The following is a 17,412-nucleotide window of genomic DNA, read 5'->3' as shown; positions in this document are numbered from 1 at the left end:
CCAAGCGCAGCGAACTGCACACCTTCAAGGTCATGCCCAAGCGATGGATCGTCGAGCGTAGTTTTGCTTGGCTGGAGAAGAACCGAAGGCTATGGAAGAACTGCGAGCGCAAACTCAACACCAGCCTGCAGTTCATCCATTTGGCCTTCTTGGCACTATTACTCAGAAGATCGTGAACAGGCTCTAAGACGTAGGAGCGCGCTTGCGCGCGAGGGGCGTTCACGGGGTTGCTGCCTAAGCGCACGATGTGGGGTGAGCTGCGCAGCAGATTCGCGCCTAGGCATCCCCATGGATGCCTTGCCGCGATCACGCGCTGCGGCTGAGGGATCCGCCAAGCGAATTGCTACGTCATCCAGGGGTCACGCACCGCTGAATTAAAGGCCATTTGCAGCAGCATCGGCTACTGCACGCCGATGCTGCTGGAGCCAACCAACACGATGGCTGTTGCTGCGCGATTGCAGCGCGGCACGATTGCTGGGAATGCCCTCGCGCGCAAGCGCGCTCCTACGTAAGGCGACGGGGCGTCCAAGCGACTTGTTTTCTCGGCGCGGGAGCGACGCTTGCCGACGCTTCCGGCCGCCGAGCAGAGTTACGGCGCGTGATTGGGAATGCTGTTTCCGTGGCTTAGCGCAGCGCAGGATTCAGCGTGTAGGTGCCGTGCAACGCCGCCTCGGCCAGCACGTGTCCCTGCATCGCGGCCAGCAAATCGGCGGCGGTGAACAGCGTCGGCAGTTCGAGTTGCGCCACGTCCAGCGCGAACACACGGAAGAAATAGCGGTGCATGCGCAGATCGTTGAACGGCGGATACGGGCCGTCGTAGCCCAGGTAGTTGCCGGCCATGTCGGGATTGCCGGCAAACCACTGGGTGTAGGAGTTCAGGCCCTGGCGCGCGCCGGCCGGGCCCGCCGGCTGCTGCTTGCCCTTGGCCACAAAGCCATCGCTGCAGCTGCCGGCCGCAATCTCACGCACGCTTGCGGGGATATCGGCCATGGCCCAATGCACGAAATCGGTGCGTGGCTGATCCACCGGGATCTGTACATCCTCGCGGCCCACCGTCTCCGGCACGGTGGGCACATCCGGGTCCAGGCACAGCAGCGCGAAGCCGCGCGTGCCTTCGGGCACCTCGCTCCAGGCCAGATGCGGGTTGCGGTTGGGCGCAAAGCCCTCCGGCGTGCCGGCGGCAAACTCGGTGGGGATCGGCTTGCCGTTGTCGATGCTGTGGCTGGTCAGACGCATGCAGGGTCTCCGTGGAATCGGGGTCACCAGGGTGCCTGGCTCGGCGCGGCAGCGAAAGCCATCGCGATGGAACCTTGTGTGGCGCAGCCGGGTGGGGTGTGACAGGCCAGGGCCAAGTTGGCTCAGTGCGCGTGTGATCCGGTCACAGCACTTCGGGAGCGAGCGAGACGATCTTCATGAATTTCCCGGAACGCGGTTCGCGCGTAGGAGCGGCCTTGGCCGCGAGGGCTTTACCGGTAACGCCTCATCGCGGCCAAGGCCGCTCCTACGAAAGCGAGGTGCGTGCCTGGCGGGCCGAGGCCGGCGCTATTCGTCCAGCACCGGCCGCATCCATCGCGGAGCGGCGGCAGGACGGCGGACGAGCAGGCGGCAAGCGGCAAGCGGCAAGCGGCAAGCGGAGCCAGTCTAGGCCCTGCCCGCCGCCGCGCTCAGTCCTGTGGGTATCCGAAGCGCACCGCGATCAGGGTGAGCAGGTCGAATTGCGCGCCCAGCACGCTGCGGTAATCGCGCCAGCGGCCGGCGGCCAGGCGGGCCGGGCCGCGCGGTTCGATCAGCGGGAAGGTCAGGCCGAATGCCTGTTCCAGCGCGGTCGAGATGCCCTGCGGGTCGCTTTCGATGCCGTCCAGGCGAATGATGCGATGCGGGTACAGGTCGCGTTCGTGCAGCACCGCCACCTGTTCCAGCATGGTCAGCAGCCAGTCGGTGGCCTGCTGTGGCGACTGCAACGCCAGCGGCGCGGGCGCGCCGGCCGAAAGCCAGTCCAGCAACATGTCGCGCGGGTCGCGCAGCGCGATTGCCAGACGGCCCTCGGGCAGGTGCGGGCGCAGCGCGGTCAGCAAGGTGTTGTCCCACCACAGCAGCCAGTCGATGACGTTGCCGTCGTCGATGCCACGGCGCGGCAGCTGCGCCTTCCAGCCTTCCACCAGCGCCAGCGGCGCCAGCTCGCCGTTGCCCAGTTGCTCGACGGTGCGGTAGCTCTGCAGCGCATCGGACGGCGGCGTGTTGCCGTAGCGGTCGCCACGCACCAGCGGAGTGGCGGCGTCCATGACCGCGATCAGGCGTTCGACATGCGAGCCGGGCGGGCCCCAGACGAACAGCGGGCGCGCGCTCACCGTGTCCGGAATGTTGCCCACCGGTGGCCACTGCATCGACGGCTTGGCGGCTTGCGGCGGCAACGGCAGGCGGTGCTGGGCCTGTTCGCGGTGGAACTGCATCCAGGTGGCCAGCGCGGCGTCGGGCTGGCCGGCGCGATCCTGCACGTTGCCCAGCCACGGCCGCAGCACGGTCTGCTGCGGGGCGGGCAACGATTCGATCAAGGATTCGACACAGGCGATCGCCGCCGGCGGGTCGCGCTGCAGCAGGGCTTCGACAATGCGCTGCTCGCCGCTGATGCGGCCCGGCTCCACCGCCACGATCTGCCGCGCCACCATTTCTGCCTCGTCGGCATGGCCTTGCATGTCGTGCACGCGCATCAGTGCCTCCAGCGCCGGCAGGTGCTCGGGCATGCCCAGCAGCCAGCGCTCGATCACCGCCTGCGCCTGCGGCCCGCCCACCGGCTCCACCGCCAGGCGCGCCAGCCACAGGTCGTGCGCATTGCTGGAGGTGGCCAGCGCCGCGTCCAGGGTGTCGCGGGCATCGTCCACCGCACCAAGCCGCTCCCAGGCGCTCAGCAGCGCGTGCAGGGTGCGACGATCGGCCGGCCAATGGGCCAGCGCCAGGCGCAGGTGCGCCACCGCCTGGTCCGGACGGCCGGCCTGCAATTCCATCTCGCCGGCCAGCCGGCGCATCGCCGGGATGTCGCCGCCGGGCTGGGCCAGCACGCCCTGCATTGCACTTAGCGCATCGTCCAGACGGCCCTGGCGCTGTGCCAGCTGGGCGATGAAGGCACGCAATGCGGTGCCCGGCGGATTCAGTTCGATCACCCGCTCGAACGCGCGCTCGGCAAAGGCAAAGTGTTCTTTTTGCAGATACGCAAAACCCAGCGCGAACATCACCCGTGCATCGTCGGGCAGCTGCTCGGCCGCACGCGTCAGCAGTGACAGCGCGCGATCACTCTGGCCGCGGCGCATCTCCACCACGCCATCGACCGCCAGCAACTGCGGATGCTCCGGTGCCAGGCGTGCGGCGGTGCGGCTGAGCCGCTCGGCCTCGTCCAGGTCGCCACGCGCCACGGCCAGATGCGCCTGCATCACGTAGGCATTGAACTGGTTGGGGTCCAGCGTGGTGCTGCGCGACAGCGCGGCATCGGCACCGGGCACATCGCGCACGGCCAGCAACAGCCCGGCGCGCAACAGGTGCAGGTCGGCGTCTTCCGGGGTGAGTTCCAACGCGGCCTCGATGCTGGCCAGCGCCAGCACCGGCTGCCCCTGCTGCTGCAACGACAGCCCCAGCCAGCGGTGCGCGGCCGACAGGTCCGGTGCACTGGTCACCCACTCGCGGGCCAGCGCCACGGCGTCATCGGCGGCATTGCGGCGCAGGGCTTGGAGAATGGCGTCTTGCATGGCGGCGGGGTGTCCAGGACAAACCGCTATTGTAACGATGCGCGCTGCGCTGCCGACCTAGGCGATGCCGCTCAAGCGTTCGGCCACCCAGCGCTCGGCAAAGCCGTCGCCGCGGGCATTTTCCAGGAAGCCGCAATGCCCGCCCCAGCGCGCGATTTCCAGGTGCGCGTGGGCCGGCAATTGCCAACCGGCGAAATCGGCAAACGGAATCACCGGGTCGTCTTCGGCCATCAGGATGTCGGCCGGCACCTGCAGCCCGGCCAGGCGGTCGCCGGCAATGGAATAACTGTCGAAATACGCTTCCAGCGAGCCATGCCCGGTGTGTTGCACCGCCAGCCACGCCATCAGGCCGCGCATGTCCAGCGCCAGGGTGGCGTCGTCGTAGCCGTGTTGTTCGGGAAACAGCTTGCGCTTGCGCAGCAGCGATTCACGCCATTTGCGGCGGAAATACCAATCGTAGAACTGCGGGCCGTCTTCCAGCGCCTGCATGGTCGCTGCCGGATCCAGCAGCGGGCACACCGCGGCTACCCGCGTCAGCGGGAGACCGGCCGCCGGCGCACGCAGGCCCAGCCGCAGCGCGAAATTGCCGCCCAGCGAATAGCCGGCCGCCAGCAGCTGCTGCGACGGAAAGCGCCGCCATAGATCGGCGGCCGCGTTGACCACTTCGTCCACCCGATCCGAATGGAACAGGTCCACGTTGAGGTGGTGGGTGCCGCCGTGGTCGCGGAAGTTCAGCCGGAACACCTGGTAGCCGAGCCCGAGCAGGCGCGCGGCGGTGAGCCGCATGTAGTTGGATTCGGCGCTGCCTTCCCAGCCATGCAGCAGCAACACGGTGCCACGTACCGGTGCATCGCCCGGCGGCACGCTCATCCAGCCCTGCAAGCGCACGCCGTCGCCGCCGTCGAGGATGTGCTCGCTGGTGCGCGCGCCGGCAGCGGCCAGCAACTGGCGGCTGCGGATGCGGCGCAATGCACTGCTGCCCAGCACCGATTGCACATGCGGATTACGCAGCCAGCGCGGCGGCTGATAGTCGGAGGCGTTCATGCGCGCGTTGGCGCAGCTGGCGCGACGGCTGGCAGCGGCAGGCGCATGGCCGCCTCAGGACTCCATCGCGGCAAGGATGCGCTGGCGCGAGGTGTCGGCCAGACGGCGCCGCCCGTCGATATCCAGCGCGCCGATCGGCTCGAGAAAATGCACTTCCGCCAGCCGTGAGCGCTCACCGAGCAGCCGCACGATATTGGCAAAGAAACTCTCGCGCTCGCCGAACGCCACAACGGCCTGTGCACTGCCGCGCTCGCCGTAGCGCAACGCCACCGGCTGCACCGGCACACCGGCTTCGACCGCCGCCTGGAAGATGCGTGCATGGAACGGGCCCACCTCGGTACCGCCGCGGGTGCGCCCTTCCGGGAACACACCCACCGGCTTGCCGCTGCGCAGGCGCAGCAGCATTTCCTGCAGCACCCCGCCCAACGACTCGGTGTTGCCGCGCTGGTGGAAGATGGTCTGCCCCTTGGTGGCCAGCCAGCCCACCAGCGGCCAGCCAGCGATTTCGCGCTTGGCCACAAAGCCCATCACCCGCTGGCTGTGCAGCATCGAGATGTCGACCCAGCTGACGTGATTGGCCACGAACAAGGTGGCGCCGGGCAACGGGGTGCCGAAACGGCGCAGGCGAAACCCGAAGATGCGCATCAGGGTGCCCTGCCACCAGCGGATCATGCGCTCGTCCAGGGTGTCGTCGCGGCCGGTGCGGATGCGCGCCAGCGGCGGCGCCACGACACACAGCATGGTAATCGGCAGGCAGACCGTCAGGTGCACGAGCAGCAATGGCACCCGATACAGATAACGGAACCAACGCAGCGCGCCGCCGGCATCGCGCGTGGCGGGCAGGGATGACTCGCTCATTCGAGGAACAGGACCGGAACGGGGAAGGAAGGCGCCACTATTGTGACAGCAGCACGGCCGCCGCGCAGTGCCGGGAGCGGGCGGCGCTGTTCCACCCATGCGCACGCCGGGCGCGCTCAGCCATTGGTGCGCGCCACCACCGCCAGGGTCAGGCGCGAGACACACACCCGTTTGCCGGCCGGGTTGTCGATGGTGATGTCCCAGACGTGGGTGCTGCGGCCCACATGTACCGGGCGCGCGGTGCCGATCACCACGTCCTGATAAGCCGCACGCAGGTGGTTGGCATTGATTTCCAGGCCCACGCACATCTGGGTCGTCATATCCACGCACAGGTTGCCGGCACTGCTGCCCAGGGTTTCGGCCAGCACCACCGAGGCGCCGCCGTGCAGCAGGCCATACGGCTGCTTGGTGCGCGTATCCACCGGCATGGTGGCGCGCAACCAGTCGTCGCCGGCTTCGGTGAACACGATGCCCAACTGCGCGATCAAGGTGTCGCGGCTGGAGGCGTTGAGGGCAGCGAGGTCGACGGGTTCACGAAAGCGCATGGGCATGGGATCGAGTTGGGGAATCGGGAATCGGGAATCGGGAATCGGGAATCGGGAATCGTAAGAGCATCCAGGAGCCCGCGCGATGATTCAACTGCCTGGTCATTTAGGCCACACGGTGCGATGCGATTGCCTGCACGCGCGCATGTGCGCTGCGTTTTTTCAGCGCATGCGGCGGCGCTGCTGCGTGATGCACGTGCGGGGCGCCTGCACGCGCAGTCCCATGTACTGCAGCGGGTACTGCCGATCAGAGGATCGGCACCAGCCCGGCGCCGAAGGCGGTCAGCATCCGCACCAGCAGCCACTTCGGGCCAACATTGACCTCGGGGAAATCGCCTACCGCCACGTAGCACTGGCGGAACTGCGGGTCCTGGCGCTTGAGCGGGAACGGGCAGCCCGGGCCCGGCTGGAATTCGTAGTTGGTGGCGTAGCGCCACGGCCAGAAATCCAGCACCGGCAACGCTTCGGACACCTTGCCCACGCTGTAGTTCAAGCCGCTGAGCACCGGCGGCTTTTCGCGCGGCGCTACCGTCCAGGCGTTGTCGGGGGCGATGTCACGCTCGATGCTGGCGGCCAGCGCCTGTGCAAAGCGCGGATCGTCGATCACCACCGCCGCCTCGGTGTTGTAGTTCTCGCTGCGCGGATCGAAGTTGTGCGTGCCGATCACGCCGATGCGGCGGTCCACCACCAACGATTTGGCGTGCAGCCCCATGCGCGCACCGGCGCGCGTCACCGGCAACGGCTTGTTGACCGCGCGGGTACCCAGGAACGAGGGCCGGGTCTCGGTGCGCAGCACGCGGCGGTCGACATCGCTGCCGCCGGGCGTACGCCCGCCACCACCACTACCACCGCTGCTGCCACGCACCGCATTGCCGGCCGCACTGCCGCCGATCAGGCGATTGCTGCGGTCGTTCTCGGCGGCCTCGCCCGCGGCGGCCGTCAGCGGGTCGGGCAGCAGGTTGGCGTAATCCACCGGCGCATCCAGCGGGAACGGCTTGAACTCATACACGTTGAAGCCCAGCTCGCGCATGTTGCGGCGTTTGAACTTGTACGACAGCGCATACACGATGGGGTTATCGGTGGCCGCCAGGCTATTGGTGGACACCACGATGCGCGGTGGCTGCGCGCGCTTGCGCAAGGTGCGGAAGATTTCCTGCGCGGGATCGGACAACACCAGATACGGCGTCTGCAGCAGCACTTCCTGCTGCGCTCCGGCGATCAGGCTGTCCAGCTCCGGCGCGGTGGACACCGCCTTGGCGCCGTGTTCCTTGCGGTGTTTCTGTGGCAAGTCGGCCACGTACAGCACACGCTGCACCGGCATTGCCGGGGCCACGAAGGCAGCCTGCACGAACTGCGGATCGTTGGCTTCGCGGTCCACCCGCGCCACCCGCTCGGGCCGGCGGAACTTGGCCGGCGGCATGGCCTGTGGGCCGTCGTCCAGCAACAGCCGCCCGACATCGTTGAGCCGCTCGGCCGGGACACTGCGGCGCGCGTTCCAGAATGCATCGAAGTTGACCGCCATCGCGCGCACTTCCGGCCCGGCCAGAATCACGTCGCGGTCGCGGAAGTTGTACTCGCTGTCCCAGTCGAAGTAGTCGTCCTGGTAGTTGCGTCCACCAACCACGCCGAGCACATCGTCCACCACAAGCAGCTTGTTGTGCATGCGCTGATTGAAGCGGCGGAAACAGCACACCACGCTGCCGGCGTAGTCGAAGTAGTTGAGCTTCACCTTGCCGAAGGTGGGGTTGTAGATGCGCAGCTGCAGGTTTTCGTGGCTGCTGGCCAGCGCGCCCAGGATCTGCAGATCGGCGATCGCCGAGAGCTGATCGATCAGGATCCGCACCTTGACCCCGCGTTGCGCGGCGGCGGTCAGCGCGTCCAGCACCATGCGGGCGCTGTCGTCCTTGTCGAAGATGTAGGTCTGCAGGTCGATGCTGCGGGTGGCGCTGCGGATCAGGTTCAAACGCGCAACCAGCGATTCCTCGCCGTGGTCCACGATGGTGGCGTAGTGGCGTGGCGCTGCAGCGGTGGAGGCGGCGATGGCGTCGCCACCCAGTGCGCGCAGCGGCGAGGGCTGGGCGCAGCGATCGGCCTGGGTGCAGGTGACCACGGTGCTGCGCGCGGCCACGGCAATGCCGGCGGCGCGGTGACGTTCGGTTTGCGACAGGCCGGCGCATCCGGTGCCGAGCAACAAGGTTGCCAGCACAAGGATCCTCAACAAGGACGTCACGGGCGCCGGACCTCCTGCAGCCGCCCACGTAGAATGAACGTCACCCTGTCGCCCAGGGCCATCTGCCACGCATTCATTCCGTAACGTCCACGCAGGACCGTACCTCGACTGATCACATCGCAATCATAGCCCGGCCGCGCGCATTCAGCCGGCACCACATGCAGGGTCTCCACATGGGTGATTCCGCGGATGGTCAGGTTGCCGGTGATCTCGCCGCCTTGCTTCACCACCTCGGCGGAGTACGGAAACGACTCGAATTCCACCACCGGATACTGCGCCACGTTGAAGAAATCCTCGCCGCGCATCCACGCGGTGTAGCGGTCCTTGCCAGGGATTTCCACCTGTGCGGCATCCAGACGGAAGCGCACCTGCTGGCGCCCGTCCGCCGATTCGGTCAGTTCACCCCGGAACCGCGGGAACAATCCCTCGATCTTCATCCCGAAGCGGGTTCTGATCTCGAACCCGAAGCGCGATTGCACCGGGTCGATGGCATGCACCTTCTGCTGGGCCACGCAGGGCAACGCGACCCACAGCGCGAGCCAGGCTACCCAGCGCAGCGACAGTGGCACGGATCAAGGCCACCAGAAGGCGGTCAGCCGGGCGATGCCAGGTTCGATGGCCGCATCCAGCGGCAAGGCCAGCAGGGCGATCGAAGCGGTGGGCATGCCGCGGTAGTCGCCGGTCTGGCCGCTGTGCATCAGCGCGGCCAGGCGTTCCAGGCCGGGGTTGTGGCCCACCAGCAGTAGCCGTTCGGCCTCGCGGTGCTCGTCCAGCACGCTGGCCAAGGTGCCCGGGGTGGCCTCGTAGATGCGCTCGTCCAGGCGTTGTTCGATATAGCCGGTGAGCTCGAGCACCGCCTCCAGGGTTTCGCGGGAACGCCGGGCCGGCGAGCAGAGCACGCGGTCGGGCACCAGGTGTTGTTCGCGCAGCCAGCGGCCGGCGGCTTCGGCCTCGGCAATGCCGTGCGGCGACAAGGGTCGGTCGAAATCTGCCTGGCCGGTGTCGGCCGGTTCGGCGTGGGCGTGTCGGAGCAAGATCAGTTCGCGCATAAGAGCTTTCCGGTCCTAGGCTTTCTTGAGCCACTTCAACAGCGGCTCCCAGTCCTGTTGATGGTCGCGCACCTGCGCAGAGCGGTAGTCGAACAAGCTGCGCCCCAGCCCGGCCATCACCACGTAGGCCTGGGTGTCGCGCAGCTGCGTCACCAGCGGATACGGCCAGCTGCCGATCATCTCGGCGGCCTGTTGCGAGGTCTGGGTCCACGGCCGGGCGCGGTTGAGCACCAGGCCCACGGGCAGCTTGCGCTGGTGCACGCGCGGCACCTTGGCCAGGGTGTTGAGGAAGCCGACCACCGCTTCGATATCCAGCGCAGAGGACAGCACCGGCACCACGATGGCGTCAACATGGTCCAGGAAGCCGCTCAGGTCATCGGCCATCGCGCCGGCCGGCGCATCGATGATCAGCTGGTCGGTGCCATCGGGCACGGCGGCCTGCCAGTTGCGGCGCCGGGTGGCGTCGATTGGCAGGACCGCGCTTTCCAGACTGGCGCGGCGTTCCGCCCAACGGGTGGACGAGCCCTGTGGATCGGCATCTGCCAGCACGGTGCGCTGGCCTTGCAATGCCGCGTGTGCGGCGAGGTTGGTGGCGATCGTGGTCTTGCCTACGCCGCCTTTGGAGCCGGCCACCAGGACTGTCTTCATGCACGCCTCGCTTCCGGGAGCAAGCCGGCAGCGTACACCGCGGCCGGGTGAGGAAGTAGTCGAAACACGTTAAACGCACCACGGCGTTGTCTATCGCAGTGCAGCATCGTGTGGGTGCGGGAATGCAGGCGTTGGCACCAGCCATCATGCGTAGCGCTTGCCCAGCGCTGCGGTGATACCTCCAAAATGCAACGCCCGAGCCAGCGAGATCAGCGGACACGGGCACAATGGTGTGGGTGTGGCTGATCGGCAGCGCACATGCGCACGCACGCGCAGCGCGCCCGAACCAGGCGCCCTGTCGATCGGTCTGCAGTTGAAGACCTGCTCAACCGCAAGACAACCGCGCTGCCTGCTGCTCCGACGCGCGTGCTGCGCGCGGCCTTACTGCACCGAAGCGCTCGGCTGCCAGCCGGCCGGCGGTTGCGTGGCAATGCCCTGGCGCTGCAGCAGCGCACGCAAGGCCGGCACTTCACCGTGCGCCAGCACCGCATCCCCATCGGACACCAGGCCTCTACCAGCGCCGGCAAGGCCCTGCTGTTGCTGCTGCAGCCATGCCAACTCACGTACCCGGGCCTGCCACCGCGTGGCATCGGCGCCACTGCTGAGGCTGGCCATGCGCTTGGCACCGATCAGTGCGGTGGCCAGCGTGGACTCGTCCTTGGCCACATTGCCCAGCACCGCCATGCATTCGTCGCGCAGCGCTGGAGTCACCGTGGCCGGATCGCAACGGCGTACCACCGGGCTCAATGCCGGCAATGCGTGCGCGGACCACGCCGCCATTGCAAACAGCATCGCGGTGTCTGCGCCGGTGGAGGGCAGGCCACGTGCATCGAGCTGCGAGCGCAGGCTGACCGAGGTCAGCACCGGCCATTGCACATCGGCATAAGCAGCGTGCAAGGCCTGGCCCAGGGCCAACGCGCCACTGTCGAAATGGTCTGCCTGCACCGCGGCCTGCCAGGCGCGCTCGGCGGCGGCGGCATCGCCACGCCGTTGCGCCGCTGCGTAGGCGCGCAGATGCACATCGGCGTTGCCGGCATCGGCCTGCTCCAGGAAGGCGAGCGCGGCGAGCGGGTCGCAGCGCAAGCCAGCGGGGCAGCCCAGCGCTTCCATCCGCGCCACCAGCAGGTCGCGCGGCCGCGCGTCCAGCGCGCGTTGCAGCCAGGCGCGCTGGAGCGGCGCGTAGCCGGCGCGCGCAGCGTCGGACTCGGCATCGGTTTCGGTGTCGATCCACAACAGGCCGGCCAGATAAAGCGGCCCGGGCTTGCCGCTGTCAGCCATGCTGCGCAGACGTGCCTGCAGCGTCTCGCCGACCTGCTGTCCCCACTGCTGCACCAGCGGATCGTTGGTGGGATCAGCCGTGGGAGTAGCGGCGGGCGCGGCGGAGGCCATGCACGCGCTGCCCAGCCAGAGCAGCACCGTGCTGCCAATCAATCGTGAAGTCCGCATCCGTGTGCCTTGTCCTGTGAGGGCGCGCATGCGCCGCCGGCCAGCATTTCATGCACAGGCACGCGCATCAAGCCGCCAGCCGCGCCAGCAGCCATGCCCAGGCCGGCAGGGTGAGCAGCGACAACAGGATGCTGTAGCCCACCATCGCCGCCGCCAGACGTGGCGCCAGGCGGTGCGAAATCGCCAGCGCCGCGGCGGTAATCATGGTCGGCATGGCCGATTCGAGCACATTGGTCTGCAGCATCTGGCCCTGCAGGCCGAGCGCCCACGACAGCGGCAATGCCAGCACCGGCATGACCGCCAGCTTGAACAGCAAGCCCAGCGCCAGTGGCTTGAGTTCCTGCGCCGGCAAGCGCAATTGCAGCGAAAACCCGACGGCCAGCATCACCAGCGGCAACATCGCATCGGCCAGGCTCTTCAGTCCCGAACCGATCCAGGCCGGCGGCTGTTCGGGCATCAGCGTCAACGCAAAGACCAGCGCCCACAGCGGCGGAAACCGCAGTACCCGCGCCAGGATCATCCGCGCGGTGGGTGGGGTGTCGCCGCTGTAGCGCGCCAGCACGTACAAACCAAAGGTGGACAGCAGCACGAAGGTGCCGAACTGGTCGTAGACCACCGCATACGGCAAGGCGTGGTCGCCGATCAGCGCGCGCACCATCGGAAAGCCGATGAAACTGGAGTTGGTGAATACCACGCACATCAGCAGCGCGGCGTATTCGTCGCGGCGCACGCCGAGCAGACGGCTGCAGCCCCACAGCATCGGCACGATCAGGGCGGTGAGCAGCCAGGGCGTGGCGATGACGCCGCCCAGCGAGGCATCCAGGTGCAGCCGCGGGACATAGGTCAGCACCGAGGCCGGCAGGCAGATGTACAACACGATGCGGTTGAGCACATCGGCGCTGTTGTCCGGCAGCACGCGCAGCCGCGCAAACACCAGCCCGAGCGCCAGCATCGCCAGGATCAACGCAAATGCATCCACCGCCATGGCGTGGTCATGTCTTCGAAACGGGTGTGCAGGATGGCATAGCGCGCGTGCCGGGCTTGCGACCGACTGCAGCGCGGAACGACGCACTTCACCTGGTCTGCGCGTTATTCAGCACAGAGCGCCGATGACACCGCCTGGATGACAACGCTGGCGTGCGCAAGCCACCTGCCCGGCGAGTGATGGCGCAACGAACGCCACCACGGCCTGCACGAATGCAGACGACGCACAGCGCGATTTCAGCGCCGGACTGCAGCGCCGCGCTGTATCGCCAATGCGGCGTTACCCGCGCGCTGCAGATTCACTGCCGCGCGCGTTTGGCTTACGGGAACGCGGGCGGGTTGGCCTGCCAGGCGGCGAAGACCTCGGCCAGGCTGGCGCGGTCGGCCTCGCGCCACTCCGGCAGCAGGCTTGCGTAGTTGGCGGTGCTGCCCCAACGGTCCGGCCAGGTGCGCACGGCAGCGGCGTACCACTCGACCGCTTCCTGCTTGCGTCCGGCGCGCCACAGCCCCAATGCCAGCGTGGTGGGCAACCATGCCGGCGTGGCCGGGCGGCCGTTGGCCAGGTTGGCCCAGTGCTGCAGGGCCTTGTCGGCCTGGTCGGCGCGCAACAGGTCCCAACCGTAGTTCCAGCTGATGGCGCGGTATTGCTGGCTGCCGTTGGACACCAGTGCCAGCGCGCCCTGGTAGAGCTCGTCGCCTAACTGTGTGCGGCCACCGGCATAGGCCAGCGCGGCAAGCTGTGCACGTGGCTCGGCGGCGCGTGCGTCACGCTGCACCATGCTGGCCAGCCGATCCACGACCGCATCGCCCTGCCCCTGCACGGCCACCACCGGTTTGGTCGTGGCACGGTCCTCGTCGAAATAGAACTCCTTGGGCTTGGGCAGGCTCTGCGCCTGCGCCATCGACCACACGCCCCCGAGCAGGGCCAACGCGGCGACCCATGCGTATTGCTTCTTCACTGGCTTTATCCCCTGACAGCAAACGACCCCTTCCCGTCCCCATCCTAACCGCAGCGCGGCGGCTGTGCATCCGCAGGCGGACGGGCGCGTGAAAGGCGACTGTTACAATTTGCACGCCGTTTTGGAATCCCCAGGTTCCAGCCACCCTTTCCGGGCACGCCATGACCAGTACCGCTGCACTTTCATCCCCCGCCTCTGCCAACACGCCGGAGATCGGCCGTGTGGATGCGGACTACACGCTGGAACACAAATACACGCGCGCCGACGGCCGCATTTATTTGTCCGGTGTGCAGGCGCTGGTGCGGCTGCCGCTGATGCAGCACCTGCGCGATGTGGCCGCCGGGCTGGATACCGCCGGGTTCGTCAGCGGCTACCGCGGCAGCCCGCTGGGCGGGCTGGACCTGGAACTGTGGCGGGCGCGTGCGCATCTGGAGGCGGCCAAGGTCACCTTCACCCCGGGCCTCAACGAGGACCTGGCCGCCACCATGGTGTGGGGCACGCAGCAGACCAACCTGTTCCCGGGCGCCACCGTCCAGGGCGTGTATGGCATGTGGTACGGCAAGGGCCCGGGCGTGGACCGCAGCGGCGACGTGTTCAAGCACGCCAATGCCGCCGGCACCTCACCGTTTGGTGGCGTGCTGGCCCTGGCCGCCGACGACCATGCCTGCCGCAGCTCCACCTTGCCGCATGGGTCCGAAGACGAATTCGTCAGCGCAATGATGCCCATCCTCAACCCGGCCGGCGTGCAGGACATCCTGGACATGGGCCTGCTCGGTTGGGCGATGAGCCGCTATACCGGGCGCTGGGTGGGCTTCAAGACCATCGCCGAAACGGTGGAATCCTCTGCCTCGGTGGACGTGGACCCGTTCGCACGCCAGATCGTGCTGCCGGACGACTTCGCGCTGCCGCCAGGCGGGCTGAGCATCCGCTGGCCGGATCCGCCGGTGGATCAGGAGATGCGCCTGCACCGCTATGCGGTGGCCGCCGCGCAGGCATTCGCGCGGGCCAACGGCATCGACAAGCTGGTGCTGGATTCGCCGCAGGCGCGGCTGGGCATCGTCACCACCGGCAAGAGCTATCTGGACGTGTTGCAGGCGCTGGAATACCTGGGCCTGGATGCGCAGGCCTGCGCGCAGATCGGCATCCGCGTCTACAAGGTGGGCATGACCTGGCCGCTGGAGCCGGTGGGGATCACCGCGTTCGCGCGCGGGCTGGACGACATCGTGGTGGTGGAAGAAAAGAAAGCCTTCATCGAGCGCCAGATGAAGGAGCTGTTCTACAACTGGCCGGCCAGCGCCGGCGCACGACCGAGCATCGTGGGCAAGTACGACGAACACGGCGCGTGGATCCTGCCCTCCACCGGTGAGCTCACCCCGGCCACCATCGCCGCGGTGATCGGCAAGCGCATCCAGCGCTTCCCACTGCCGTCGGCGGCCATTGCTGCATCGATCGAACAGCGCCTGCGCTGGATGGAGGCCAAGGAAGCGGAGATGGCGCTGCCGCGCGCGCTGTTCCCGCGCGTGCCGCATTACTGCTCGGGCTGCCCGCACAACACCTCCACGGTGGTGCCGGAGGGCTCGCGCGCGCTCGGCGGAATCGGTTGCCACTACATGGTGACCTGGATGAACCGCTCGACCGACACCTTCACCCACATGGGTGGCGAAGGCGTCACCTGGTCGGGGCAGGCGCCGTTCACCGCCACGCCGCACGTGTTCCAGAACCTGGGCGATGGCACCTATTTCCACAGTGGCTCGCTGGCGATCCGCCAGTCGGTGGCCACCGGCGTCAACATCACCTACAAGATCCTCTACAACGACGCGGTGGCAATGACCGGCGGGCAGCCGGTGGACGGCACGCTCACCGTGCCGGACATCGCGCACCAGCTGCGTGCCGAAGGCATCCACGAGATCGTGGTGGTGAGCGATGACATCGGCAAATGGACGCGCCGGCGCGAGCGGTTCCCCAGCGAGGTGGCCTTTCATGATCGCAGCGAACTGGATGCGGTGCAGCAGCGGCTGCGCACCATCAAGGGCGTGTCGATCCTGATCTTCGACCAGACCTGCGCCACCGAAAAACGTCGCCGTCGCAAGCGCGGCAAGCTGATCGATCCGCCCAAGCGGGTGATGATCAATTCGCTGGTCTGCGAAGGCTGCGGCGATTGCGGCGAGAAGAGTTTCTGCGTGTCGGTGCTGCCGAAGGACACCGAATTCGGGCGCAAGCGCGAGATCGACCAGTCCAACTGCAACAAGGATTATTCCTGCGTGTCGGGCTTCTGCCCGAGCTTTGTCACCGTGCATGGCGGCGCACCGCGCAAGGGCAAGAAGCGCGATGCCAGTACGTTGCTGGACGCCCTGCCCGAACCGCCACAACGCACCACGCTGGAGCAGCCCTGGAACATCCTGATCACCGGCGTCGGCGGCACCGGCGTGGTGACCATCGGCGCGTTGCTGGGCATGGCCGGCCATCTCGAAGGCAAGGGCGCCACGGTGCTGGACCAGACCGGCCTGGCGCAAAAGGGTGGCGCGGTCACCACGCATATCCGCATCGCGCGGCAGCCGGCCGACATTCACGCCGTGCGCATTGCCGCCGGCGAAGCAGACCTGGTGCTGGGCTGCGACATGGTGGTGGTCAACGATTACTGGGCCTTGTCCAAGGTGCGCGACGGCCGCACCCAGGTGGTGCTCAACACCTACGAAGCGATGCCGGGCAGTTTCACCACGCAGCCGGATCTGCAGTTCCCGGCAGCCGAGATCATTGCGGGGGTACGCACTGCTCTCGGCGGGCAGGAGCCCTTGCTGCTGGACGCCACGCAATTGGCCACCGCGCTGCTGGGCGATGCCATCGCCAGCAATCTGTTCGTGCTCGGCTATGCCTGGCAGCACGGCCTGGTGCCGTTGTCGCACGCGGCATTGATGCGCGCGATCGAGCTCAATGGCGCGGCGGTGGCGATGAATCAGCAGGCCTTCGCCTGGGGGCGTTTGGCCGCGGTCGATCTGCCGGCCGTACAACGCGCCGCAGGCCTGGCACCTGCGCTGGACACGGCCGCCCCCGCGCATGCCGCCACGCCGCCATCGCGCGGGCCGGGCAGCTGGGAAGACCACGACATGAGCGGCCAGAGTGCGCCGCGCGCGCTGGCGCAGACCAATGCCGACACCCTGCACGCTGACGGCGATGCGCCGGTGCATCCATTGGATGACGAGCAGCTGGCGCAGTCCCTGGACGAGGCGATCGCGCGGCGCGTGTACTTCCTCACCGACTACCAGGATGCCGCCTACGCCCAGCAGTACCGTGCGCTGGTGGAGCGCGTGCGCACGCACGAGGCGCAACGCGCACCGGGCAGCACCGCACTGAGCACGGCGGTGGCGCGCTACGCCTTCAAGCTGATGGCCTACAAGGACGAGTACGAGGTGGCGCGGCTGTATACGCGCGGCGACTTCCAGCGCCGTGTGCAGCAGCAGTTCGAAGGCGACTACCAGCTGCGCTTCCATCTGGCGCCGCCGTTGTTCGCCAAGAAGGATGCAAACGGGCAGCCCATCAAGCGCGAATATGGGCCGTGGATGTTCAGTGCGTTCAAATTGCTGGCACGGTTGAAGTTCCTGCGCGGCGGCAAACTGGACGTGTTCGGCTACACCGCCGAACGTCGCGGCGAGCGTCAGTTGATTGCCGATTATTTGGCAACGGTGGACACGCTGCTGCAGCGCCTGGACAACGACAACGTGGGCCTGGCCGCGCAGATCGCCAGCATCCCCGAACACATCCGCGGCTACGGGCACGTCAAGGACGCGCACCTGCACGAGGCCAAGGCGCGCGAAGCCGCCCTGTTGGCGCAATGGCGCAACCCCAAGGCACTGCATGTGGTGCAGGCGGCCTAAGCCGCTAACGCGTTACGGATGAGGGATGCGTGGCGTCGAT

Annotated in this window: 14 protein-coding genes; 2 read left to right on the top strand and 12 right to left on the bottom strand. The window is 67.7% G+C overall.

Features of this window, described 5'->3' with window-relative positions; translation table 11 throughout:
• Positions 1 to 176: transposase (locus tag QRM89_RS06440; RefSeq protein ID WP_285447564.1), on the top strand; the 176-nt coding region annotated here is incomplete at its 5' end.
• A gap of 448 nt (positions 177 to 624) precedes the next feature.
• On the opposite strand, the gene QRM89_RS06435 is transcribed toward QRM89_RS06440, so the two are convergent.
• The 12 genes from QRM89_RS06435 to QRM89_RS06380 form a co-directional block, all read right to left on the bottom strand.
• Complete coding sequence (locus QRM89_RS06435; protein WP_285447551.1) at positions 625 to 1,236, bottom strand: YbhB/YbcL family Raf kinase inhibitor-like protein; 612 nt, start codon at positions 1,234 to 1,236, stop codon at positions 625 to 627.
• 428 nt (positions 1,237 to 1,664) lie between these two features.
• Entirely contained in the window at positions 1,665 to 3,737 is a 2,073-nt protein-coding gene (locus QRM89_RS06430; protein ID WP_285447550.1) for a tetratricopeptide repeat protein, read from the bottom strand.
• 57 nt (positions 3,738 to 3,794) lie between these two features.
• Entirely contained in the window at positions 3,795 to 4,781 is a 987-nt protein-coding gene (locus QRM89_RS06425; RefSeq protein WP_014509471.1) for an alpha/beta fold hydrolase, read from the bottom strand.
• A gap of 54 nt (positions 4,782 to 4,835) precedes the next feature.
• Positions 4,836 to 5,639: a 1-acyl-sn-glycerol-3-phosphate acyltransferase gene (locus tag QRM89_RS06420; protein WP_019237116.1), complete on the bottom strand. Its 804-nt coding sequence runs from the start codon at positions 5,637 to 5,639 to the stop codon at positions 4,836 to 4,838.
• Positions 5,640 to 5,755: 116 nt separating this feature from the next.
• A complete protein-coding gene (locus QRM89_RS06415; RefSeq protein WP_011035435.1) occupies positions 5,756 to 6,184 on the bottom strand; it encodes a hotdog fold thioesterase in 429 nt (142 codons plus the stop codon).
• A 247-nt stretch (positions 6,185 to 6,431) separates the two neighbouring features.
• Positions 6,432 to 8,414, bottom strand: a complete 1,983-nt coding sequence (locus tag QRM89_RS06410) for a phospholipase D family protein (RefSeq protein WP_285447549.1) — start codon at positions 8,412 to 8,414, stop codon at positions 6,432 to 6,434.
• Positions 8,411 to 8,983 carry a YceI family protein gene (locus QRM89_RS06405; protein WP_042596682.1) on the bottom strand — a complete coding sequence of 191 codons (573 nt, stop codon included), beginning with the start codon at positions 8,981 to 8,983 and terminating at the stop codon, positions 8,411 to 8,413. The genes QRM89_RS06410 and QRM89_RS06405 overlap by 4 nt, the downstream gene beginning before the upstream one ends.
• A gap of 3 nt (positions 8,984 to 8,986) precedes the next feature.
• Positions 8,987 to 9,463, bottom strand: coding sequence for a histidine phosphatase family protein (locus QRM89_RS06400; RefSeq protein WP_011035432.1), 477 nt, complete (start codon positions 9,461 to 9,463; stop codon positions 8,987 to 8,989).
• A 15-nt stretch (positions 9,464 to 9,478) separates the two neighbouring features.
• Positions 9,479 to 10,111, bottom strand: coding sequence for a ParA family protein (locus QRM89_RS06395; protein ID WP_011035431.1), 633 nt, complete (start codon positions 10,109 to 10,111; stop codon positions 9,479 to 9,481).
• Between the two features lie 381 nt (positions 10,112 to 10,492).
• The gene (locus QRM89_RS06390; protein WP_285447548.1) at positions 10,493 to 11,557 is read right to left on the bottom strand and encodes a hypothetical protein; all 1,065 of its coding nucleotides are present in this window, start codon (positions 11,555 to 11,557) and stop codon (positions 10,493 to 10,495) included.
• A gap of 67 nt (positions 11,558 to 11,624) precedes the next feature.
• Positions 11,625 to 12,542 (bottom strand): AEC family transporter, encoded by a 918-nt coding sequence (locus QRM89_RS06385; RefSeq protein ID WP_103701208.1) that lies wholly within the window; start codon positions 12,540 to 12,542, stop codon positions 11,625 to 11,627.
• A gap of 319 nt (positions 12,543 to 12,861) precedes the next feature.
• Positions 12,862 to 13,500 (bottom strand): hypothetical protein, encoded by a 639-nt coding sequence (locus QRM89_RS06380; protein WP_103701207.1) that lies wholly within the window; start codon positions 13,498 to 13,500, stop codon positions 12,862 to 12,864.
• 161 nt (positions 13,501 to 13,661) lie between these two features.
• Here QRM89_RS06380 and QRM89_RS06375 point away from each other — a divergent pair, with 161 nt between their 5' ends.
• Positions 13,662 to 17,372: an indolepyruvate ferredoxin oxidoreductase family protein gene (locus tag QRM89_RS06375; RefSeq protein WP_285447547.1), complete on the top strand. Its 3,711-nt coding sequence runs from the start codon at positions 13,662 to 13,664 to the stop codon at positions 17,370 to 17,372.
• Positions 17,373 to 17,412: the final 40 nt, after the last annotated feature.

The sequence above is a fragment of the Xanthomonas sp. LMC-A-07 genome (genome assembly GCF_030208825.1).
GTDB lineage: Bacteria > Pseudomonadota > Gammaproteobacteria > Xanthomonadales > Xanthomonadaceae > Xanthomonas > Xanthomonas campestris.
Note: the sequence above shows the minus strand (reverse complement) of the source record. Positions and strands in the feature narration are given on the sequence as shown.